The sequence below is a fragment of the Luteimonas lutimaris genome (genome assembly GCF_039537065.1).
Lineage (GTDB): Bacteria > Pseudomonadota > Gammaproteobacteria > Xanthomonadales > Xanthomonadaceae > Luteimonas > Luteimonas lutimaris.
In genome coordinates this window covers 1-22,092 of sequence record NZ_BAAAZU010000016.1, presented here as the reverse complement: position 1 = coordinate 22,092, position 22,092 = coordinate 1, and the positions used below count along the sequence as shown (strand labels likewise).

Below are 22,092 nucleotides of genomic sequence, written 5' to 3'. Positions count from 1 at the left end.
CAGCCGTGAATGATCTTAGGAAGTGCTAATCTTTTGCCTGTTTTGATCGACGAAATAGATCATGCTGGATGGACTGACGCTCGATCAGCTACGCGTATTGGTTGCCGTCGCCGAGACGGGAAGCTTCCGTGCTGCGGCCAAGCGCATCCGGCGGGTGCAGTCCGCCGTGAGCCATGCCATCGCAACGCTGGAGACACAGCTGGGTGTGGTGCTCTTCGACCGCTCCGTCCGGCGTCCAGAGATGACGCCGGAAGGCCGCGCCCTGCTGACCGACGCAAAAGCGATTCTGCTCAGGGCGGACGCCATGCGTGCCCGTGCACGCGGCATGGGGGAAGGTGTCGAGCTCGGCGTTTCGCTGGTGGTGGACACGCTGTTTCCCTTGAAGGCCGTGGCGCATGCGTTGCGGGACCTGCAGAGCGCCTATCCGTCCGTAGCAGTCAACCTACGCACGGCGCCTCTGGGTGAGCCGCTCGTCGCACTGCGCGATGGTCGCTGCGCACTGGCCATCACGGTGGGCGAAGAATTCCGTGAGCCCCAGATCCAGTTGGAAGCACTGTCGCCCGTGCCCTTCGTCGTCGTGGTAGCCGCGCATCATCCTTTGGCGAAGCATCCTGATCGGTCAGGACCGCTCGATCCGGCCGAGCTGATGGAACATCTGCAGATCGTGCTGGAAGACACGACGGCACAGACCGGGCGAAAGGACTTCGGGGTCCTGTCGCCCGGGACATGGCGTGTCGCCGGGCAAGACGTCAAGCACGCCATGATTTGCGAAGGGCTGGGCTGGGGACGATTGCCCTTGTGGGCGGTGGAAGACGATCTGGCGCGGGGCAGGCTCAAGCGACTGGACGTTTCGGCACTGGGACGGCAGGGGCGCGTGGACCTGGAGGCCTATCTCGCGCATCGCAGCGATCAAACGCTCGGACCTGCCGCGCGCGTGCTCCGATCGGGGTTGCTCTCCTACCTGGCCGACGCTGGCGCCTGACGCGTTTCACGAGATTGTCTGCGGCATTTTCTCCGGCAGACTGGTCCAATGAAAGTTCCCGCACCTTCGCTCTTCGCTAGGCCAGCTGCTTCCGCCATATGCGATCGTCATCGACGCGTTCCCCCAACACGAATTTGCAACGCCCTACCTCTTCGAAGCCATGCCTGGTGTAGAAGTGTTTCGCTCGCTCGTTGTGGTCGAATACCGTGAGGTACAGCTCTTCTGCTTCCCGGTCGCGCGCGGTCGCGATCGCCCATTCCATGAGCGCCTGCGCCACTCCTGTTCCATGCCAGCTGGCGAGAACGTATATCTGCTGCAACTCAAGCGAGTTGGGGGCAGGCCTCACTGCCGGCGCTCGAAGCGGTGTCAGCTTCGCATAGCCGACCACCTCGCCTTTGGCGATGGCCGCCTGCCAATCGACCGCGGGATTGGAGAAATCCCGGGACATGGCTCCACCGCGTGCGTAGACCCGCTCGCAGAAGGCGGCGAACGCTACCCTTTCGTACAGATGCGAAAATGTCTCGGTGAAGATGCGGCGTGCGACCGGCAACAATGCGTTGAGCACCGAGAGGTCGGGAGACGCCAGTGAGAATGAGGTATCTGCCATGCGCGTCTTGAAACGGGGTTCGGTATCGATTTCCGGGGCCGTGCGACATCACGCGGTCAACCGGCCCCATCGGGAATGGCGCTGCGCAAGGTGTACGTGAGCAGCACGAGGAAAGTCGTCGCGCCAGCGCACTCAGCGCCAGCCTTTCCACATCACGCCGATGCAGGCGATCGGGGCCAGGGCGATCACAGCGAATAGCCATCGGGCGGCATTGCCAGCGTTGAAGACACCCGTGTCGCCCACACCGCCGGCGAGGTTGACGACCAGGCCCGCCAGGGCCGCTCCGAATGCGGTCGCACAAAGCTGGACGGTCATGATGGAAGCGGACGCCTGGTCCGCCTGCTCATGCGTGGCGACTTGCATGATGCGGGCGCAGAAGTGCGGGTACGCCAGCCCTACTCCCATACCGCTCGCCACCAGCGCACACAGGGTGACCGCACCTGCCAGCTCGCTTTCCGGGGGCATCGGCAGTGCACCCATAAGTGCGATGAGCGATGCCAGGGAGAGAAAAGGCCCCAAGCGCACTGCCCGATCGAGCCAGTGTCCGCGAAGGCTCGCACTGGCGATGGCGGCCAGTGTCCATCCTGCCGACATGAGGGCGGCTACGTATCCCGCGGCCAACGGTGAGAAGCCCTTCAGGTCCTGGAGAAACAAGGGAAGAAAGATCTCGGTGCAGGTGACGGTAGCTGCCATGAGGACCGACAGGCCATAAAGCTGGCCAATCGGCGAACAGCGGCTGAACACTCCCTGTGGCAACACGCGGCAGGGCGACCGCACTTCCAGTCGAACAATTGCATGCACCAGGATCGCCGCCGATGCCAGGCCGCCTAAGGTCTGCATGACACTGCCGGGGAGGCTTCCCCAGGACACCGCGACGACCGCAGCCAAAAGCAGGACCAGCTGAGGCCAAGGCAGGTTGTCGCCTCGGGCGGACCGCAACACAGCTTCGTGCCGTGGCAAGGCCCTGGCGGCCAGGACGGGGAGCAGCAGGGCCGCGATCGCAATGCTCCCGAATGCGGCGCGCCAGTTGCCCATCTCGGCGAACACCCCACCAGCGGCGGGGCCAAGCAGGGTGGCCATTCCCCAAGTACTTGACAGCAAGGCCATCGCTCGCGACCACACAGGTTCGGGGTAGACGCGACGAACCAGCGCAAAAGCGAGAGCGAGCAACAGCCCGCCCCCAAGCCCTTGGATGCTCCGGCCCGCGAGCATCATCGCCATCGTAGGCGCGAGGGCACAGGCCGCTGATCCAACCGCAAACGCACCTGAGCCCAGCGCATATGCACCGCGGGGGCCGACGTCGGCCAGAAGCCGCGACGACAGCGTGGCTCCCAGGATGGATGCCGCCACGAACATGGTCGTGTTCCATGCGTAGTACTCGAGCCCGCCTATGTCCTGCACGACCGAGGGCAGGATCGTGGTGGATACGTACAGGTTGACGGCATGCAGCGCCACGCCCGCACATAGGGCCAACGACACCAAGCGGGTTCGGCCCGACACCAGCGCCCGCCACCCCTTGTCCCGATACTCGAGGCGCTCTATATCCGCCGCGCTCACTGGACGCACAGTCCCGGATGCGGCAGGTGGTCGAGCTTGTCGGGGTTCCGGGTGATGAATATACGGGACAGTCTTCCGTGAAGGTCGTAGGCGAAGCTCACGGAGACCACGACCCGGCCATCATCGAACAGGAGGATGCCTGCTGCGCCATTGATACGCGTCCTCAGCCAGCCGGCATAGCATCTCCAGTATTCATGCAGCTGTTCGGATATGAACATCAGCACGGCCTCCTTGCCGGTCAGCGACTCCTGCAACGTGGGCACCTTGCCGCCTCCATCGGCACTGAGTCGGATGTCTTCCGACATCAATGTCGCCAGCCGATCCGTCAATCCGGTTTCCACTGCCTCCCTGAAAGCCACCAGCAGTTCTTCCTGGCGGAGCTGGGGGGCGGGCCGTCGAACGACGTCGCGGCCGACTTTCGACTTTGCGCGCGATACGAGCTTCCTGCAGGCGGCTTCGGATACGCCGAGCGTAGGCGCAACCTCGGTATAGGGACGGTCGAAGATCTCGTGGAGCAGATAGGCTGCCCGTTCTTTGGGCGCCAGCCGCTCCAGCGTCAGGAGAAAGGCCATCGAAAGGGATGACGCTAGCTCTGCCTCCGACTCGGGCGTGTCCGGGCCGGCCATCTGGATGGGCTCTGGCAGCCATGAACCGACGTAATCGGTGCGTGACCTTTTTGCTGCACGCAACAGGTCGATGCAGTGCCGGGTGCACACCGTCGTCAACCACGCCGCCGGGTTGTCGATGTCCTTCGAATCGAGGCTGTTCCACTTGAGGTAGGTGTCCTGGACGGCATCTTCCGCGTCGGAGTACGAGCCGAGGATCCGATAGGCAAGGCCCAGCAAGAACGGACGGCGTTCCTCAGGAATGGCATCAGGGCTTGCTGGTGTCATGTCAGTGAGAAGAGACCTGGATCCGGTTCCAGAGATTGACCATGGCAATTGTGGCCGTGAGGGCGCTCGCCTCGGTTTCACTGAAGTGCTCGCGCAGGCGCATCCTTGCCGAGCCATAGTCGCTTTTGGGATCGAGGTTTGTCAGCAGTTCGGTCCATGCGAGCGCGGCACGCTCCTTCTCCGTGAAATCGGATACGTGCTCCCAGACGACAAGCCTATCCAGCCGCTGGTTCGTTTCTCCGTCCGCACGCGCCTCCCTTGTATGCATCTTCACGCAGTAGGCACAGCTGTTGAGCTGGGAAGCCCTCAGGTGCACGAGGTGGTAGATCACGCGGTCCAGTCCGTGGTCGTCTATGGAGGTGTGGACGTTCTCGAGCGAAGCGAATACGCCCGGAATCGCGGCGAAATGGTTGAAAGCTGTATTGCTCATGTTGTGTAGGACTTATCTTGGAAGGATATCGGGTATGACGAACCAGGCGACGCTGTTGTGACGTGCCCCAGAAGCCCGCCACCCTGGAGCGCTAGAGTGCAAAGTCTGGATACCAAGTGCTTATGGCCAGGAAGCCTTCCGCATCCCGCATCGCATCTCGAGGATCGCCTGGGATTGGTCTTCCGCATGGCAGGAGTACGCCTTCGCGATGCGATAGCCCACGCAAAACCCAGCTCGCCCGGGCGTTCCTTCGAGCCGCCGATTTATCCGGAATGCTGCCGCAACGATCTTTCACAAGAGAAGTGCACCTCAATGTCTTGCTCTCGACCAGCCACCAGCGCAGGCAGGTGCCAGTACGCCACCCTTGCCCGATATCAGCTCGGCCACGAACTCAGCCACGCCCTCCAGCAAGGAGGTCTCCAGCACGGAGAGATGCTCATCCGCCGGTACATGTCCGACTCAGTCCGGCCAGTCCAGCCAGTCCCCCGGCGCCAACTCCTGGACGTGGATGGATCGTTTGCTTGCCGCGCGGTGCAGTTCGCCGATCGGATCAGGAACTTCCACGTACTCTTTCATGCCGGTCACCCCGTAGTGGATCGGCACAAGGACCCTGGCCCCAAGGATGTCGGCGGCCACAACGGCCTGTTCGGGGGTCAATACGCCAGGCTGGTCGCTTGCGGGCTTGCGCCATCCGAAGCGCGCTCCATTGACAGGCAGGAACGCCGCGTCGAAGGGACCGAACTGACGACCGATGCGCCACCAGTACCCGTGCCACAGCGTGTCGCCACCATGGAAGATGCGCCGTCCGCCTGCCGTAACGATCCACGACACCTGGATATCGCCATAACCGTCCGCTGCCGGAACGGGTGTCGCTGTGAAGTCGCCCAGCAGCTGGGGCTCCCAGAGCGGGCTGGGACGGGCGCGTACGCCCTGGGGTAGCGACAAGGGGGGGATGCCGATCGGATGCGCCAGCACGCCCCCTCGACGTAGTGCGGATGCCGCTGCCCCTACATCGAAGTGATCGGAATGGGAATGGGTGATCAGCACGCTCGTGTCGCCCACTGCGTCGCCCACGGATACCAGCCTGTCGGGAAGTGCGGCGCCCCAAGCCTCCTGGTTCGTCAGCGGATCGACGAAAAGAGTCGCGTCCGGAAGTTGCAAACGGATGCCTGCCCAGGCCAGGCGCTGGACGCGTAAACTCCCTTGCGGCGAGGCCAGGAGCGATGCAGGAAGCAGCGCGGCAGCCGATGCGCTTGCGAAACCCAGAAGAAAGCGCCTGCGGCTTCCATCGTCCGGTGTCCTGTTCTTGCTCCTGCTCATGCGGCAGCCTCCGCGGAAGCGAGCGATGCGTCCAGGGTGAAGATGGATTGGGAAACAATGGCATCCAGGTTGTTCCTGTGCCATTCCCGCTCGAAAGCCGTCGGTTGCACCTGCGGTTCCACGCAGTCCTCGATCCGGATCGATGCGATCCGGTGGGACACCTCGGCCGCCGGCGAATCCGTGCGAATGCGTACTACGCTTTCCCGGATCCGTTCCAGATAGCGCAATGCATTGTCGAGCACGGAGGCATCGAAAACCCCGATGTGCCCCCCCACTATCCTGCTTCTTCCGAACTGACGGATGCGACCGATGGCCGCACGCTGAAGAACCGGATCGGCCTTCGACAGATATACGGTATTTCCGACGATGTTATCCCCTGCGAAGGCGAGATCTGCCGTCGGCACGTCAACACTGAAGTGATCCATCGTCTTGCCGGGATTGAACAGGAAGCGAAGCTGGTGCCGGCCCCAGCGAATGGCCGTGTTGTCGAAGACGATATCGGGCTCCCGGTAGAACGCCGCGACAGGTCGATTCTGCGAGAGGAATGTATGGCGGTGATGCCGGTGCGCCATGACCAACGCCTCCGGGAATTGCGTGAGCCCCGCCATGTGGTCGCTCATGAAATGGGTAGTGGCGGCCAAGCGTACGGTCAGCCCCATCTGATCGCAGAGCACGCTGCGCAGCCAACGCGCGTCTTCTTCGCTTCCTAGCGCGTCGACGAGGAGTACTTCATTGCCATCGATGAAAGCGGTCGCCACGGATTCGTACGCGTCGCCCACGAACATCATTACGTCAGCACACAGTTTTTCGATTCGCACGACGGAAACCTTTGTCAGGACGAACGTATCGTGGGCAAGCGGGCACGCCGCGGCAAACGAGTTATTCTTGTCCGTGGATTAGAAAAACTAATGCGATACGATGCGCAGACCCATGCTGCCGGATTGCTCGTGAAGCGACGCCACACCGCACCTCTCAATGCCCTGCGAACCTTCGAGGCCGCTGCCCGCCATCTCAGTTTCAGTAGGGCGGCAAAGGAACTGTTCGTGACGCCGGGGGCCGTCAGTCACCAGATCAAGCACCTTGAGACTTACCTGGACACTGCACTCTTTCAAAGGAGCCATCGCGCGATCTTGCTCACGCAAGAAGGACAGGCGTTGGCCGACACCGTGGGAGACCTGCTCGGGCAACTGGATGTGGCCCTTGATCGTGCGATGTCAGGCGCATCTAGGGATCTGCGAGTTACAACGATGGAATCCCTGGCCGCGAAGTGGCTGGCACCGCGGCTGCATCGGTTCCATCGCGTCCGGCCCGATGTCCGGGTGCACGTCGTTACCGGCGACGAGCATGTTGATTTCGTGAGAGAGGGTTTCGACGTCGGAATTCGTTACGGAGCCGGTGGCTATGCGGCCGTCAGCTACGAGGCTTTGATGGATGCGCAGGCATTTCCAGTGTGCGCACCTTCTTTGCTTGCGAACGACTCAGTCCCGCTTGCCCGCCCGGAAGATCTTCGGCATCACACACTACTGCACGACGAGAGTGCGCGTGGCCGGCCAGGCGTTCCTTCCTGGGACCACTGGCTGGAGATTGCCGGCGCCCACGGCGTCGACGCACGTCGCGGTCCCGTGTTCGCCAGCATCTACCTCGCACAGGAGGCGGCCATTGCCGGACACGGTGTCGCGTTGGGTGTTGCACCCCTGGTGGAAGAGGATCTTCGCCAGGGGCGGCTTGTCCGACCGTTTGAGCCGATATCGAAGAACGCTTACCGGTTCTGGCTTGTCCGGCAGGCCGGCCGGAAGGGAGACGCCACCGTAGACGCTTTCTGCGCGTGGCTTCACGATGAAGCCGGAGCATCGACGGGTTGAGCCGGAGTCCCCTTGCAGCGGCTTGGCGTTGTCACGCGCCTGCTGGGTAGGTTCTCAACGTCAGCTCCGACTGTTTTATATCGGCGATCGGGCCAAGGATGGTGTTGTCGAACTCGCGCAGGGACATGCCTCGCTGAAGCAATCGCGGCATGTCCGGGTTGGCCAGTGCGCCACGCCCCATGGCGACGAGGTCGGCCCCCCTGTCGAGCATGGCGCTGACCCGGTCGAGCTCGTGGAGGCTGCCGTTGACGATCAACGGCACCGCCGATGCGTAACGCTTGGCCAGTTCCGCGAGTGTGGCGCTGTTCCCTTCGAACGCGGGTTGCCATGCCTGGAACTCGGTGATGTGCAGGTAATCCACGCTTGCATCGGCGAGGGCGGCGAACACGACTTCGGCGTCGCGTTCGCCACCGCTCCACTTCGCATGGAAGTCGTTGACCTTGCCCTGTGAGATCCGGATGCCCACCGGCGCTCGACCGGCCACCGCTTGCTTGACACGTTGGACGACCGCCACCAGCAATCTCATGCGCTCGCTCATGCCGCCACCCCACCGGTCGGTACGCTGGTTGGTGCCGGCAGTCAGGAACTGATCAAGCAGGTAGCCATTCGCCCCGTGGATCTCGATGGCATCGAATCCGGCGATCGTCACCGCGCGTCGCGCACTCCTTGCGAAACCAGCGATGGCATCCTCGATTTCCTCCTCAGTGATCTGCCGTGGCGGTTCATAGGCGCCTTGGCCGTAGTAGAACGCCATCTTTTCGCCCTTTGGCTGTATGGCCGACGGCGCAACGGCGTATTCACGGAAGCGATTGCCTTGGCTCAGCGCGCCGGCATGCATCAGCTGGGCGACGATTCGGGCGCCGTTCGCTTGCACGGCGGCCGTAATCGGCGCCCAGGCCCTTGCTTGGCCGTCCTCCGCGAGGCCAGGCTGGTTGAGGTAGCCCTGTGAGAAAGCCGCGTCGGTGTAGAGGCCCTCGCTGATCAGTAGGCCAAAGCCACCTTTGGCAAAGCCATCGTAATAGCTCGCCATCTTTCCGGTCGGCAGGCCGTCCGGGGTAGCGGTGACGCGGGTCATCGGCGCTACGGCCAGGCGATTGCGTAGCGTGAGTTGGCCGAGGGCGTGAGGGGCGAGCAGCGCATGCACGTCGACGGCGCTCATGCCTCGGCCTTTCCCTTCGTGACCGCGGCAATCGCCTCGATCTCGATCATGGCATTGGGGTCATATAAAGCCTTGATCTCGGCAATGGTGTCCGCCGGATACGGCGCCGAGAAGAACTCCCGCCGCAGCTGCACCACGTCCTGGAAGTGACCCATATCGGTGACGAAAATGGTGACCTTGATGACGTCATGCAGGCTCGAGCCTCCGGCCTCCAGTGCACGGGACAGATTGGCAAAGGCTCGGCGGCCCTGGGTCAGAAAGTCGCCTGAGACGATCTTCCCGTCCTCGCCTCCGGCGGCCTGGCCGGAGATGAAGAGCAGATCGCCGAAGCGGATGCCCTGGGAAAGCAGATAGGGAGCGTAGTGGTCCGGCTCAGTGATGATGCGTTCGCGCATGGTCGGTTCCTTGGTGGTGGCGATTCAGGGTGATGTGAATTCATCGATGCCCCGGTGCCACACATCCTGATCCGCATGAAATCTGACGCCAAACGATGATTTGTCACTCGATAAATGATATTTTGTCATCCATGACATCGCCTGCCCGTCGCCTCCCGCCCATGTCCACCCTACGCGCCTTCGAAGCAGCGGCGCGCCATGGGAGTTTCAAACAGGCAGCGGCGGAGCTTGCGGTCACGCCTACTGCCGTGAGCCATCGGATCCGTGCACTCGAAGATCATCTCGGCGTTCGGCTGTTTGATCGCCGCGTGAGACAGGTATCGCTCACTCGCGCCGGTCTACAGCTGTATCCGGCACTCCAGCAGGGCTTCGACATCTTCGACGTTGCCATCCGGCGGCTGCTGACGCCCGCCGAACGGGAAAGCGTCACCATTTCCGCGACCAATGCTTTCGTAGCGAAGTGGCTAGTGCCCCGCGTAGCGAACTTCCGTGCCAATCATCCGGGCATTGATCTGCAGCTACATGCATCGGATACAGTGGTAGATCTGGCCAGCCATGCATTCGACATCGCCATCCGCTACGGCAGGGGGCCATATCCGGGGTACCGCAGCGATGTACTTTTCGCAGACGCGTATATCCCAGTGATCAATCCGATACTCCAAGTGCGCTCGCCCCAGGACATGGCGGCATATCCGCTGGTTCACTTCGACTGGCAGAAAGCGTCCCCGGACAACCCTACTTGGACGAGATGGCATGCGGAAGCCGGTATCGCGCTACCCACCACCCAGGCGGAGTTGCGCTACTCCGATGAAAGCCATGCGATCCAGGCAGCGGTAGCTGGGCAGGGCGTCGCGCTGCTGAGCCAAGCACTGGTGGCCGATGAAATCGCCGCCGGGCGACTGATACAACCATTCGGGCCTGCGATTCCCGGTTACACCTATCACTTGGTGAGGCAAGAGCAAAGCAGCGCTAGCGCCGCGGTGACCGCAGTGATGGATTGGCTTCGCCATCACGCCGAATAGAGCGATACACGCAGGCGCGTAGCGCTGCTTCTGACCGATACCTGGACTTGTACAGCGTCAAGGCGAACGTCCGAGGGCAGTTTCCGACCAGAAGCTATCCACCCCTACCCTCGATAAACATCCCTAATCCCCTGCCCCAACGTCCGCTACCGGCCAGAAGCGGACGTTCTGGCTGACCCGAACTGCCGCTTCGAATCCACTCTTTCAGAGGGTCGGCAGGGATTCGTGTAAAAAACGGCCAAAGGTGAGCTAACTGCCTGTCATAGCTGACTTTCTTGGCCGCTCCAGCCACGCTTCAGAACGGAGCATTTCTTCTTCGAGGACCGGACAACGGGCCGTAACTCGTTATTTCACCTCGTCCCGGTAACTCCGCCAAGCCATGCGGAGTACCCGAGCGGAGGACCGCAGAAACATCAGCAACAGTCCACCGGCGATGACCAGATCGGGCCAGCCGGCATCGAACAGCCACACGCCGGCGGCTGCCAGCAGCACCGCAACACCCTCGTACAGGTCATTGCGCGAGCACTCCCAGGCCGATGACATGTTCACGTCGCCAAAGCGGTACGGGGTAAGCAGCCACAGGCACAAGGCGTTGAACGCAAGATTGATCACGGCGGCGATGCCGATGGCCTCGAAGATCGGCACCTCCGGGTGGGCCAGGCGCCAGCCGATCTGGATGGCGACCGCAACCGCGGCACCGAGGATCAGCAATCCCTTGAACAACGCCACCCTGGCCTTGGCGCGCAGGCTCGCGCCGATCACTGCCAGGCTCAGCAGATAGGTCAACGCATCACCGAGGTTGTCGAGGCTGCCCGACAGCAACGAGGACGAGCCGCTGTAGATCGCTGCGGTGATCATCATCACGAAGCTGGCGATGTTGATTGCCAGCACGATCATCAACACGCGCCGCTGCCCCGCCTCCAGGGCGCGGATATCCACCGTGCTTCCGCAGCCGCACGAATCACTCATGATCATGTCTCCGAGTCGAGCGGGCGTCCGAGGATTTGCGGCCCGCTTCCAGGTCGGCGATCCTAAACCCCGGAGTCGCTACAGAGTCAAGCCCATGAAGATCGGAGAGGTCGCGGAGCGCAGCGGGTGCCATCCCGAAACCGTGCGCTACTACGAGCGCATCGGGTTGTTGCCTGCCCCGCCGCGCACGGCGGGCGGGTATCGCGACTACCGTCCCGCCGACGCGGATCGGCTGCGCTTCATCAGCCGCGGACGCGAACTGGGCTTCTCGCTGGAGGAGATCCGCAGCCTGCTGGGCCTGGCCGAAGACGACGGGTTGTCCTGCCAGGATGTCGACCGTCTTGCCCGCGGGCACCTGCTGGACATCCGGAACCGGCTAAACGACCTTCAGCGGATGGCCTCGGAGCTCGAACGGGTGATTGGCAGTTGCAGCGGCGGCGAGCGCGGCCAGTGCGCCATCCTCGACACGCTGCGCCACCCGCCATCCTAGGTCGGCACTCAAGCGTCCTCTTCGCCACGGGCATCCTGCAGGATCTCGATGCCCCCTTTCAGGGCGATCGCCGCCACTGCGAGCCCCACGACGAGGTCGGGCCAGGCCCGCCCGGTCCACAGCACCAGTCCGCCACCCACGAGCACGCCTGCGTTGGCGATGAAATCGTTGGTGCTGAAGGTCGTCGCGGCACGCACGTTCACATTGGCCTGCCGGATTTTCTTGAGCAGCCACACGCATGTCGCGTTTACCAGGCCGGCCCCCAGCGCCATCACCATCATCGTCGTACCAATGGGCTCGGCGTCACCCAGGAACCGACGGCCCACGTCGACCAGGATCCCAGCGGCGAACAGGATCAGCAGCCAGCCGGACACTTTGGCCGCCGACCGTTTCCAGGCTTGTGAGCGACTGAGTGCGAGCAGGGTGATGATGTAGACGGCGCTGTCGGACGCATTGTCCAGTCCATTTGCGATCAGAGCGCTTGAGCCGGCGGCGACGCCCGTGACCCCGAACCCCGCGGCAAGCGCGAGGTTCAGGGCGAGGACGATCAACAGGATCCGGCGCTGGTGCGCGTCGTGTATCTCGATCTTCTCTTCACTCAACTCAGTGGGCCTCCAGTTGCGGCTTCGCTGCGTCGCCGCGATGCAGAAGACGGTAAAGGGTGGGCAGGACAAGCAGGGTGAGCAGCGTTGAAGACACGATCCCGCCGATCACGACGGTGGCGAGCGGACGCTGCACCTCCGCGCCCGCGCCGACATTGAGCGCCATGGGGACGAAGCCGAGCGACGCGACCAGGGCGGTCATCAGCACGGGCCGCAGCCGCCCGAGGGCGCCGTTGAAGACCGCGTCGTCCAGCGACTGGCCTTGTTCGCGCAGGTTGCGAATGAAGGCGATCATGACCAGGCCGTTGAGCACGGCCACGCCGGACAGCGCGATGAAGCCGACGCCTGCGGTGATCGACAACGGGATGCCGCGCAGTGCCAGTGCGGCCACACCGCCCGTCAGGGCCAGCGGCACCCCGCTGAACACGATCACCGCATCCCTGGCCGAACCGAACGCCATGAACAACAGGCCGAAGATGAGGACCAACGTCACCGGTACCACGACTGCGAGCCGTTGGCTGGCCGAGATCAACTGCTCGAACGTGCCGCCGTAGTCGATCCAGTAGCCCTCGGGCACGTCCACCTGCTGCCCGACGCGCTGCTGCAGCTCTTCGACAAAGCTACCCAAGTCGCGATCACGCACGTTGGCGGTGACCACCACCCGGCGCTTTCCATTCTCGCGGTTGATCTGGTTGGGCCCCAGCAGGCTTTCGATCTTCGCGACCTCCCGCAGCGGTACGGTCCGCGCGGTCGCCCAGCGTGGCTCCAGGCTCGACCCGTCCGCGTTCGCAACGTCGGGCAAGGGGATCGGCAGATCCTGAAGGGCAGTCGGATCGACACGCATCTGTTCCGGCAACCGGACCACGATGTCGAAGCGGCGGTCGCCCTCGAACAGCTGGCTGGCAACCTGACCACCGACCGCGGTGGCAATGGTCTGCTGCACGATCCCCGGATTCAGGCCAAAGCGCGCCAGCGCCGCACGATCCGGGACGATCGTCAGCAGTGGCAAGCCGGTCGCCTGTTCGGTCTTGACGTCCGCCGCGCCATCGACCTGCCTGGCAACCGCCTCGACCTGTTCGGCGACCTCGATCAGCATGTCCAGATCATCGCCGAACACCTTGACCGCCACGTCCGCACGCACGCCGGAGATCAGCTCGTTGGTCCGCATCTCGATCGGCTGCGTGAACTCGTAGTTGTTGCCTGGAAGCGTCGCCACCGCCGCCTCGATCTCCTCGAGCAGCACGTCCTTGGGCTTGCTCGGGTCGGGCCACTGCGCGCGTGGCTTCATCATCAAGAAGGTGTCCGCCACGTTCGGCGGCATCGGGTCGGTGGCCACCTCCGCCGTGCCGATCTTGCTGAAGACCCGCTCCACTTCAGGAACCTGCTGCAGGCGCTCCTCAACGGCGAGCTGCATCTTCACCGACTGCTCCAGGCCCGTGCCTGGGATACGGATCGCGTGCATGGCGATGTCGCCCTCGTCCAGGCTGGGAATGAACTCGCTGCCCAGGCGCGTGGCGACCAGCAGGGACACGGCAACCAGGGCGAGTGCCCCGCCAAGGACCCAGTTCTGCCGGCGGAGCGACCAGGCAAGCAAGGGCTCATAGCGGCCTCGCGTCCACTGGACCAGCCGGTTCTCCTTCTCCTGGACGCGATTGCCCATGAAGATCGCGATCGACGCGGGAACGAAGGTCAGCGACAGCACCATGGCGCCGGTGAGGGCCAGCACCACCGTGATCGCCATGGGATGGAACATCTTTCCCTCGATCCCGGTCAGGGCGAAGATCGGCAGGTACACCGCGGCGATGATGAACATGCCGAACAGGCTGGGCCGGATGACCTCGACCGTGGCGGTAGCCGTCAGGTCGTTGCGTTCTTCACGTGTCAGCGTCCGGCCAAGCCGATGCTGCATCTCGCCAAACCGGCGCAGGACGTTCTCGATGATGATGACCGCGCCATCGACGATCAGCCCGAAGTCGAGTGCACCCAGGCTCATCAGGTTGCCCGAGACGCCTCCGCGCACCATTCCGGTGATCGTGAACAGCATGGCCAGGGGGATGACGGCTGCGGTGATCAGCGCGGCGCGGAAGTTCCCCAGTAGCAGGAACAGGACCACGATCACCAGCAGGGCGCCCTCGACCAGGTTCTTCGAGATCGTCTGCATGGTGCGTTCGACCAGCCCGGTGCGGTTGTAGACCGCCGTTGCGATAACGCCTTCTGGCAGGCTCGCGTTCGCGTCCTGCAGCTTCGCCGCCGCGGCCTGCGCGACGCTGCGGCTGTTGGAGCCGACCAGCATCGACACGGTGCCCAGCACGACCTCTTCGCCGTTCTGGGTGGCCGCGCCCGTACGAAGCTCCGGGCCTTCACCCACCTGCGCCACGTCGGCAACCCGGATCGGCAGGCCTTCGCGCCGGTCCAGCACGATGTTGCGGATCTCGTCGATCCCGCCGACCTGGCCGGGCACGCGCACCAGGTACTGCTGGCCGTTGCGCTCGATGTAACCGGCGCCCATGTTCTGGTTGTTGGCCGCCACCGCGTCGACGATGTCATGCAGCGTGAAGCCGAGTGCGACCAGCCTGGACGGGTCCGGCGTGATGTGGATCTGCCGCTCGAAGCCGCCCATCGTGTTGACTTCGGTCACGCCCGGGGTGTTGCGCATCTGCGGCCGGATCACCCAATCCTGCAGGGTGCGCAGGTCGGTGGCGGTCCACGGCGTGCCGTCCGGTTTGACCGCCTCGGGCGCGGCATCGATGGTGTACATGAAGATCTCGCCCAACCCGGTCGAGATCGGCCCCATTTCGGGTTCCAGTCCCTCTGGGATCTGCGAGCGGATCTGCTGCAGGCGCTCGGCCACCTGCTGCCTGGCGAAGTACAGGTCGGTGCCGTCCTCGAACACCACGGTGACCTGCGACAAGCCGTAGCGCGACAGCGAGCGCGTGTAGTCGAGCCGGGGCAAGCCGGCGAGTGCCGTCTCGATCGGATAGGTGACCCGCTGCTCGGACTCCAGCGGAGAGTAGCCGGGCGCCTCGGTGTTGATCTGCACCTGGACGTTCGTGATGTCCGGCGTTGCATCGATCGGGAGCCGGGTGAAGCTCCAGATGCCTACTCCGATCAGCCCGAGGGTCAGCACCAGCATCATCCAGCGATGCCGGATCGAGAACCGGACGATCCGCTCCAGCAGGCCCGGCTGGCGGCCTATGGCGTCAGTGGTCATGCGCCGCGCCTTCCTTGCCGATGTCCGCCTTGATCAGGTAGCTCTCCGCGACGACCACCTCCTCGCCTTCACTCAGGCCCGAGAGGATCTGCACCTGCGTGGCATCGCGGGCACCGAGTTCGACGTGTCGGGTCAGGTACGTCTCGCCCTCACGTACGAACACGGACTCCTGGCCATCCATCGACTGCAGCGCGGTCAGCGGCACCATCAGGTCCACCGGTTCCTGTGCGACCGTGATCCGCGCCTTGACTGCTGTGCCCGGCCGCCATTGGTTGTCGGCGTTGTCGATCGTCGCGCGTGCCACCGTGCTCTGGCTGGCGGTGGCCATGCCCGGCAGCACGCGTTCGAGCGTGGTTCGGACGGTCTCGCCATCGCTCATGCGGGTGACCGCCACCGGCACGCCGGGCTGGATGTGCTGGGCGTCCGCGCCAAAGATGTGGAGGTCGACCCAGAGCTGCGAAAGATCGGCGATTTCGAACAGGGGCGCACCTTCGCTGGCCAGGCCGCCGACCGAGGCACTGCGCTCGACGACCACGCCGGAGATCGGCGCGGCGACGCTGTAGGTGCTCAGGCTCAGGTTGCTCTCGATCGTCGCCAGCACCTGGCCGGCGCGGACCGGGTCGCCGACGTTGGCGCGCAGCGAACGGATCGGGCCCGGGAAACGGGCGGTGACCTGCGCAACGCGACCCTCGACCGGGGTCAGCAGGCCTTGCACCTCATGCTCGTCGGCGATCACGCCGGGGCCGGCGGGCTGCGTCTTGATACCGGACTTTTCAGCGACTTCCGCAGCGATGACCGTGCTGGCGACTTCATCCGCCTCATGGCCGTGTTCGTCGGCCTCCGTTCCGTGGTCGGCGGCGTCGTTCGCATGTGCGTCCTTGGCCGGCTGGTCCGGCTCGCCACCGCAGGCTGCGAGGACCAAGGCCAGCGCCAGTGCCGGGATCAGGTGGACAGGCTTCATGGGGTTGCTCCTTGGTTGTGTTGCAGGCCCGGGCCGGCGACGAATGCCTGGCCGGTCAGCCGCTGGATCTCGATCAGGGCGCGCTGGGCTTCCAGCGCCGCCGCCAGCTGTTGCTGCCGTGCGGCGGCGTGCTCCGCCTGCAGGCTCGACCACTCCAGATAACTGGCGGCGCCTGCGCGGTACGCGGTGGCGGCCGCGGCTTCGGCCTTGGCCAGACGTGGAAGCACGTCCTCACCTAGCCGCTGTGCTTCCAGGCGGGCCACCCCGAAGCGGCCATGCGCCTCAGCGAGGGTGGAGTAGAGCGACAGCCCCATGGCCTCCCGTTCGATTTCCAGCGCTGTCAACTCGGCGCGTGCGGCACGGATGCCCGGCTGTGCCCGGCGAGTGGTGCCCAGCGGGATAGAGACACTGCCGACCAAGCCGAAGTCATCGCCCTCCGCCATCCGTCGCACGCCCACCTGCCAGTCGAAGTCGGGGGTCGCTTCGCTGCGTGCCAGCTGCAGGCGCGCCTCGCCAATGCGCTGCTGGTCGACGAACTGCGCCAGCTCGGGAGTGCGTTGCAACCAATCGGCGAGTACCGCGAAGTCCGCGACCTGGGGCACATCCAGCGGATCGCCGCCGACGATCTCAAATGCGGGATTTCGCTCGCCCCACAGGGCCGCGAGGTGCTGGCGGGCGGCCGCCTCACGTTGCCGAGCACGGGCGCTATCCAGTTCGGCCCGCGCAAAGGCCGCCTGGGCGGTGAGTACGACCGACTCGGGCGAAGCGCCAGCCTCGTGACGCCGGCGCGCCGCAGCAACGGTGCGATCGCGCTGGTCGACGCCCAACTGCGCAAGCTCGCCTTCGCGTTGCGCACCGACGACTGCTAGGTAGCGGCGGGCCACTTCGGCCAGGAGATCCAACCGCCGCGCCTCGCGCCCGATGGCCAGCGCATCGATCCGGCTTTGCGCGAGCGTGCGGCGGGCATCGAGCTTGCCGCCGCGCTCCAGCACGGAGGCGAGGCTCAGCGTGATCTCGGCGCCATCCAGGCCGCTGGCCGGGCCGGTACCGAGCACGTTCTCGACCTCGGCTCCAGCGACCAGCGCCGGGCGCAACGAGGAGCGATCCAGTTCGGCTTTCAGGGCCTCATGGCGGGCGCCAAACAGGCGCAGATCGGGGTGTGTATCGGCAACGCGGAGGAAAGCGTCGTCCAGGGTGAGGGGGTCGGCGGCGTGCGTGGGGAATGCCACGGCACACACGGCGACGAACGCGGCCAGGGCCGCTGATCGCAAACGCATGGGGGTTGCTCCGATGAATCGAATTGACGGGAGTCGGCATCAGGCCGACGGCGCGGTCATCCGAAGATCGGAGGCTTGAATGGGCTCGGCAGACGCAAGGCGGCCGGGGGCGACGCTTTTTCGACCCCCATTCGACCGGCGACCGGTTGAGTGGAAAATGAATCCAGAACCGGCAACACGGCCGCGGCTGAACCACAGCAATGGGCGAAATCCAGCAACAGGTGCAACGTCTCCGATCCGTCCTGATCGTGCGCGTCCGCCGCGGCGAACTCCGGGTCCAGATCGTTGGCATGCGGGCCGTGGCTGTGCGCGCCAGACGGATCGTGCGCGAGCTCATGCATCTCGCCGGCGGCTGTCATCACCGGTTGGAACGCCAGCCCCAACGCAAGCACACCCAGCACGACGACGCGCAGGAGCGGCAACAAGAAGCGGGGATGCAGGCGGGTCATGGCCGCGCAGGGTACCTGCGGATGATGGGGTTATACAATTCCGCTGAATGCGTCGAGAGGGCTACAGGGAAAAGGCGCGTTCCAGTTGTCGGCCATGGCACCGCTTGTACTTGTTTCCGCTGCCGCACTGGCACGGCTGGTGATCGCGCAGCCCCGACGACAGTGCGTGTCCAGGAACTGGTGCGCCTGCTGCAGCGGTTCGATTTCATGCGCGGGGACACTGACCTCGCCGGGAGCCGCCGGGATGCCCCGGCTCAGTCTCTTCCTAGGGGCTCTTGCCGTTGCATGGGCTGCTAGCCCTTCGATGGCAGACAACAATACCCGGACTGCGCTCTACGAGGTCATGCGGTCGGGCTTGGCTGCCTGAGTGATCCGTGGGACGAAGTGGTGCGCGATGTTCCAACGAGACGTCCGCTTTGGGTCGCATCACGCCATGCTTCTAGGCTTGGGAGAAGCCTGACCAACCCTTCATAAGGAGTTAGTCATGGCAATTCTTCACACATCTCAGCCTCACGAGCCTTGGAACAAGGGAAAGCTGATCGGCCAAAAGGCGCCGCTCAAGCTGAAAGACATTTGGGCTATCCGCATCAGGCTACAGCTTGGTCACAAGATTCGTGATCTCGCCCTGTTCAATCTGGCGATCGATTCCAAGCTCCGCGCTTGCGATCTGGTAAAGCTGCGGGTGTCGGATGTCGCCCACGGTGGACAGATGGCGTCCCGCGCGATGGTGATGCAGCAGAAGACCGGCCGGCCAGTCCAGTTCGAGATCACCCAACTGACACGGGAAGCAGTACAGGCTTGGATCACCCATATTGATCTAAAGGCCACGGATTTCCTTTTCACCAGCCGAGTATCGGACTCGCCTCACCTGTCAACGAGGCAGTACGCCAGGATTGTCCACCGCTGGGTGGAAGAAGCCGGTCTCGATTCCGGATCCTACGGCACCCACACGATGCGCAGGACCAAAGCTTCGTTGATCTACCGCAGGACACGAAACCTCAGGGCGGTCCAGCTATTGCTGGGGCATACGAAGCTAGAAAGTACTGTGCGCTACCTAGGCATCGAGGTCGACGACGCTTTGGAGATCGCCGAGCAAACGGATGTTTAAGTGCAAGATTCCTGCTCCTCGACCTGGCAAGTTCGAGGAGCGGCCAGAAGCGGACATTGCCTACTACAGCCCTCTAGCTTCCGACTTTCTCCACAACCCCCGCGACAGCTGCCAAGAGCTGGGCTTCAGCAGCTCCTTTTCTTTCACTGTATCGGTCAACCAGGAAACTGCTCCTGTCCCGCGTCAGCAGGGTGAATTTCACCAGTTCCTCCATGACGTCGACCACACGGTCGTAGTACGGCGACGGCCGCATCCGGCCATCGTCATTGAATTCCTGCCAAGCCTTGGCCACGGACGACTGATTGGGGATTGTGATCATGCGCATCCAGCGACCGAGTATCCGCAGCGTGTTGACGGCATTGAAGGATTGCGAGCCTCCGCATACCTGCATGACGGCCAAGGTCCTGCCCTGTGTCGGACGCACGCTGCCGTCTTCGAGGGGCAGCCAGTCAATCTGGTTCTTGAGTACGCCAGTGATGGTTCCGTGCCGTTCCGGAGTAACCCAGACCTGGCCCTCCGACCACTGAGACCACTCACGCAGTTTCTGCACCTTGGGATGATCCTTGCCAACGCTATCCAGCATCGGTAGCTCGTGTGGATCGAATACGCGGGTCTCAGCACCGAGGTGGCGCAGAAGCCGTTCGGCCTCCAGTGCCAGTTTGCGGCTGTAGGACTGCGGGCGCAGTGAGCCATAGAGCAACAGGATCCGTGGCGCGTGACCGCCCGCCTGGGCGCCCAAGACGCACAGATCTGGGGGAATAAGCTGGCTCAGATCGACATTGGGAAGATCAGAGGTAGAAAGTTGTTTTGTCATATTCATTCGACTATTCTAGAAACATGGAAACAAATAGTGCAATAGCCGCCCTGACGGCACTGGGCCACGGAACCCGCTTGGCGGCCTTCCGCCTGCTGGTTGAAGCGGGACCTGCGGGTCGTATGGCCGGAGACATCGCTGAAGCGTTGGCGGTGCCCAACGCCACCCTGTCGTTCCATCTGAAAGAGCTGGTGCATGCCGGCTTGATCCAGGGCGAAAGCATGGGCCGCAACGTCTGCTACCGGGCGAACTACGCCGCCATGAACGACCTGATGGCCTACCTGACCCATAACTGTTGTGCGGGCTCGCGCAGTGATGCCTGCCCGCCTGTCGACAACACGTGCTGCTGATTCCTTACTGAGCTGACCATCATGAAACGACGCGTCCTGTTCCTGTGTACCGGCAACTCCGCCCGCAGCGTCCTGGCTGAAGCCACGCTTCGTGCCTGGGCAGGCAATCGCTTTGAGGTGTTCAGTGCCGGCAGCCAGCCCACGGGCACGGTCAATCCGCATGCCCTAGCCCAACTTGCCGCCGAGGGCATGTCCACAGCGGGCCTGCGCAGCAAGTCGTGGGATGAATTTGCTGTCGAGGGTGCCGCGCCCATGGATCTGGTCATCACCGTGTGCGATGCCGCGGCGGCTGAATCCTGCCCAGTGGTATTCGGCGACTTCCTACGTGCCCACTGGGGTCTGCCGGACCCGGCGGGTGTTGAGGGTGATGAGGCAGCCAAGGAGGCATTTCTCCAGGCCCATCGGATCGTCAAAGCCCGGTTGATGGCGTTGCTTGCCTTGCCCGCCGATGTTTGGGAAGACAGGGCAATTCTAAAAGAGGCGCTTGATCGCATCGGTTTCGTGGAACCGGATGACGAGGCTGCGGTCCATGGCTGAGGCTGCGCCGCGCATGGCGCTGTTCGAGCGCTATCTGACGGTGTGGGTGCTGCTGTGCATCGTGGCTGGCACCCTGCTCGGCCATCTGTTCCCAACTGCGTTCTCCCGCCTGGGCGCCATGGAGGTTGCGAAGGTCAATCTGCCGGTTGCCGTGCTGATCTGGTTGATGATCATCCCGATGTTGCTGAAGGTCGACTTCGGTGCCATGCGACAGGTGGGACAGCACTGGCGTGGCATCGGCGTCACCCTCTTCATCAACTGGGCGGTGAAGCCCTTTTCGATGGCTTTGCTGGGCTGGTTCTTCCTGCGGCATGTGTTCGCCGACTGGTTGCCAGCCGATCAGATCGATTCCTACATGGCTGGCCTGATCCTGCTGGCGGCTGCGCCCTGTACGGCAATGGTGTTTGTATGGAGCAACCTGTGCCGGGGTGATGCCAACTTCACCCTCAGCCAGGTGGCACTCAACAACGCGATCATGATTTTTGCTTTCGCGCCGATCGTCGCACTGCTGCTTGGGCTTTCCTCGATCAGCGTGCCGTGGGCCACCTTGGCGCTGTCGGTTGCTCTCTACATCCTTGTGCCCGTCGCGATTGCGGTCATGGCGCGTCATCGGCTGCTGTCCCGTGGTGGCAGCGAACGCCTGCAATCTACGCTTGACCGGCTCGGGCCCATATCGTTGACGGCATTGCTCGCCACCCTGGTCCTTCTGTTTGGCTTCCAGGGCCGGCAGATCATCGAGCAACCGCTGATCATCGCGATCCTTGCGGTACCGATCCTGATCCAGGTCTATTTCAATTCCGGGCTTGCTTACCTGCTCAACCGCCGGCTTGGCGTCGCACACAGCGTGGCAGGACCCTCGGCACTGATCGGTGCCAGCAACTTCTTCGAACTGGCCGTCGCCACGGCAGTGAGCCTGTTCGGCCTCCATTCCGGTGCTGCGCTGGCCACGGTGGTGGGTGTGTTGATCGAGGTGCCGGTGATGCTGTCGGTGGTGCATATCGTGAATCGAACCCGGACCTGGTACGAACTGAACCGCCCCGGGTTCTCCGGAGGCTCCAACCTTTGAGAGGATGGAGCCATGAAGAAGACATCACCAC

At 63.6% G+C, this 22,092-nt stretch carries 24 protein-coding genes; 8 read left to right on the top strand and 16 right to left on the bottom strand.

Annotated features, from left to right (window positions below; all coding sequences use genetic code 11):
* Window positions 1-61: 61 nt before the first annotated feature.
* On the top strand, window positions 62-982 hold the full coding sequence (locus ABD679_RS11100; RefSeq protein WP_344760046.1) for a LysR family transcriptional regulator: 921 nt from the start codon (window positions 62-64) through the stop codon (window positions 980-982).
* A 76-nt stretch (window positions 983-1,058) separates the two neighbouring features.
* Here ABD679_RS11100 and ABD679_RS11095 read toward each other — a convergent pair whose 3' ends face one another.
* The 6 genes from ABD679_RS11095 to ABD679_RS11070 form a co-directional block, all read right to left on the bottom strand.
* Window positions 1,059-1,589 (bottom strand): GNAT family N-acetyltransferase, encoded by a 531-nt coding sequence (locus tag ABD679_RS11095; protein WP_344760045.1) that lies wholly within the window; start codon window positions 1,587-1,589, stop codon window positions 1,059-1,061.
* 132 nt (window positions 1,590-1,721) lie between these two features.
* Window positions 1,722-3,044, bottom strand: coding sequence for an MFS transporter (locus ABD679_RS11090; protein ID WP_344760044.1), 1,323 nt, complete (start codon window positions 3,042-3,044; stop codon window positions 1,722-1,724).
* Window positions 3,045-3,142: 98 nt separating this feature from the next.
* Complete coding sequence (locus ABD679_RS11085; RefSeq protein WP_344760043.1) at window positions 3,143-4,039, bottom strand: sigma-70 family RNA polymerase sigma factor; 897 nt, start codon at window positions 4,037-4,039, stop codon at window positions 3,143-3,145.
* A gap of 1 nt (window position 4,040) precedes the next feature.
* A complete protein-coding gene (locus ABD679_RS11080; protein WP_344760042.1) occupies window positions 4,041-4,469 on the bottom strand; it encodes a carboxymuconolactone decarboxylase family protein in 429 nt (142 codons plus the stop codon).
* A gap of 459 nt (window positions 4,470-4,928) precedes the next feature.
* Complete coding sequence (locus ABD679_RS11075) at window positions 4,929-5,789, bottom strand: MBL fold metallo-hydrolase (RefSeq protein WP_344760041.1); 861 nt, start codon at window positions 5,787-5,789, stop codon at window positions 4,929-4,931.
* Window positions 5,786-6,607, bottom strand: a complete 822-nt coding sequence (locus ABD679_RS11070) for an MBL fold metallo-hydrolase (RefSeq protein ID WP_344760040.1) — start codon at window positions 6,605-6,607, stop codon at window positions 5,786-5,788. Before ABD679_RS11070 ends, ABD679_RS11075 begins: the two co-directional genes overlap by 4 nt.
* Window positions 6,608-6,697: 90 nt before the next feature.
* On the opposite strand from ABD679_RS11070, the gene gcvA reads away from it, so the two are divergent.
* Complete coding sequence (gcvA, locus tag ABD679_RS11065; protein WP_344760039.1) at window positions 6,698-7,651, top strand: transcriptional regulator GcvA; 954 nt, start codon at window positions 6,698-6,700, stop codon at window positions 7,649-7,651.
* A 31-nt stretch (window positions 7,652-7,682) separates the two neighbouring features.
* On the opposite strand, the gene ABD679_RS11060 is transcribed toward gcvA, so the two are convergent.
* Together ABD679_RS11060 and ABD679_RS11055 are read right to left on the bottom strand one after the other, a co-directional pair.
* The gene (locus tag ABD679_RS11060) at window positions 7,683-8,810 is read right to left on the bottom strand and encodes an NADH:flavin oxidoreductase (protein WP_344760038.1); all 1,128 of its coding nucleotides are present in this window, start codon (window positions 8,808-8,810) and stop codon (window positions 7,683-7,685) included.
* Complete coding sequence (locus ABD679_RS11055; RefSeq protein WP_189495803.1) at window positions 8,807-9,205, bottom strand: RidA family protein; 399 nt, start codon at window positions 9,203-9,205, stop codon at window positions 8,807-8,809. The genes ABD679_RS11060 and ABD679_RS11055 overlap by 4 nt, the downstream gene beginning before the upstream one ends.
* Before the next feature lie 161 nt (window positions 9,206-9,366).
* Between ABD679_RS11055 and ABD679_RS11050 the strand changes: the two genes are divergently transcribed.
* Entirely contained in the window at window positions 9,367-10,227 is an 861-nt protein-coding gene (locus ABD679_RS11050) for a LysR substrate-binding domain-containing protein (RefSeq protein WP_344760037.1), read from the top strand.
* A gap of 345 nt (window positions 10,228-10,572) precedes the next feature.
* On the opposite strand, the gene ABD679_RS11045 is transcribed toward ABD679_RS11050, so the two are convergent.
* Entirely contained in the window at window positions 10,573-11,196 is a 624-nt protein-coding gene (locus tag ABD679_RS11045; protein ID WP_095209458.1) for a cation efflux transmembrane domain-containing protein, read from the bottom strand.
* 94 nt (window positions 11,197-11,290) lie between these two features.
* On the opposite strand from ABD679_RS11045, the gene ABD679_RS11040 reads away from it, so the two are divergent.
* Window positions 11,291-11,686: a MerR family transcriptional regulator gene (locus ABD679_RS11040; RefSeq protein WP_095208871.1), complete on the top strand. Its 396-nt coding sequence runs from the start codon at window positions 11,291-11,293 to the stop codon at window positions 11,684-11,686.
* An 8-nt stretch (window positions 11,687-11,694) separates the two neighbouring features.
* Here the strand turns inward: ABD679_RS11040 and ABD679_RS11035 are convergent, their stop codons facing one another.
* The 6 genes from ABD679_RS11035 to ABD679_RS15630 all read right to left on the bottom strand — a co-directional run bounded on the left by ABD679_RS11035 (window position 11,695) and on the right by ABD679_RS15630 (window position 18,337).
* Window positions 11,695-12,288: a cation efflux transmembrane domain-containing protein gene (locus tag ABD679_RS11035; RefSeq protein ID WP_095208872.1), complete on the bottom strand. Its 594-nt coding sequence runs from the start codon at window positions 12,286-12,288 to the stop codon at window positions 11,695-11,697.
* 1 nt (window position 12,289) lies between these two features.
* Window positions 12,290-15,466 carry an efflux RND transporter permease subunit gene (locus ABD679_RS11030; RefSeq protein WP_344760063.1) on the bottom strand — a complete coding sequence of 1,059 codons (3,177 nt, stop codon included), beginning with the start codon at window positions 15,464-15,466 and terminating at the stop codon, window positions 12,290-12,292.
* A 22-nt stretch (window positions 15,467-15,488) separates the two neighbouring features.
* Complete coding sequence (locus ABD679_RS11025; RefSeq protein ID WP_189495807.1) at window positions 15,489-16,460, bottom strand: efflux RND transporter periplasmic adaptor subunit; 972 nt, start codon at window positions 16,458-16,460, stop codon at window positions 15,489-15,491.
* On the bottom strand, window positions 16,457-17,737 hold the full coding sequence (locus tag ABD679_RS11020; protein ID WP_189495809.1) for a TolC family protein: 1,281 nt from the start codon (window positions 17,735-17,737) through the stop codon (window positions 16,457-16,459). The genes ABD679_RS11025 and ABD679_RS11020 overlap by 4 nt, the downstream gene beginning before the upstream one ends.
* 56 nt (window positions 17,738-17,793) lie before the next feature.
* Window positions 17,794-18,186: a hypothetical protein gene (locus ABD679_RS11015; RefSeq protein ID WP_162202221.1), complete on the bottom strand. Its 393-nt coding sequence runs from the start codon at window positions 18,184-18,186 to the stop codon at window positions 17,794-17,796.
* Window positions 18,187-18,247: 61 nt separating this feature from the next.
* Entirely contained in the window at window positions 18,248-18,337 is a 90-nt protein-coding gene (locus ABD679_RS15630) for an SEC-C metal-binding domain-containing protein (RefSeq protein WP_225218078.1), read from the bottom strand.
* A gap of 333 nt (window positions 18,338-18,670) precedes the next feature.
* Here ABD679_RS15630 and ABD679_RS11010 point away from each other — a divergent pair, with 333 nt between their 5' ends.
* Window positions 18,671-19,294, top strand: coding sequence for a tyrosine-type recombinase/integrase (locus tag ABD679_RS11010; protein WP_344760036.1), 624 nt, complete (start codon window positions 18,671-18,673; stop codon window positions 19,292-19,294).
* 73 nt (window positions 19,295-19,367) lie between these two features.
* On the opposite strand, the gene arsH is transcribed toward ABD679_RS11010, so the two are convergent.
* Entirely contained in the window at window positions 19,368-20,108 is a 741-nt protein-coding gene (arsH, locus tag ABD679_RS11005; protein ID WP_344760062.1) for an arsenical resistance protein ArsH, read from the bottom strand.
* 23 nt (window positions 20,109-20,131) lie between these two features.
* On the opposite strand from arsH, the gene ABD679_RS11000 reads away from it, so the two are divergent.
* Genes ABD679_RS11000 through arsB form a run of 3 tightly spaced genes read left to right on the top strand, consistent with a single transcriptional unit; the run spans window position 20,132 to window position 22,061 of the window.
* Window positions 20,132-20,458 carry an ArsR/SmtB family transcription factor gene (locus tag ABD679_RS11000; RefSeq protein WP_344760035.1) on the top strand — a complete coding sequence of 109 codons (327 nt, stop codon included), beginning with the start codon at window positions 20,132-20,134 and terminating at the stop codon, window positions 20,456-20,458.
* 21 nt (window positions 20,459-20,479) lie between these two features.
* Window positions 20,480-20,995: an arsenate reductase ArsC gene (locus ABD679_RS10995; RefSeq protein WP_344760034.1), complete on the top strand. Its 516-nt coding sequence runs from the start codon at window positions 20,480-20,482 to the stop codon at window positions 20,993-20,995.
* Between the two features lie 13 nt (window positions 20,996-21,008).
* The gene (gene arsB / locus ABD679_RS10990; RefSeq protein WP_344760061.1) at window positions 21,009-22,061 is read left to right on the top strand and encodes an ACR3 family arsenite efflux transporter; all 1,053 of its coding nucleotides are present in this window, start codon (window positions 21,009-21,011) and stop codon (window positions 22,059-22,061) included.
* Window positions 22,062-22,092 lie beyond the last annotated feature (31 nt).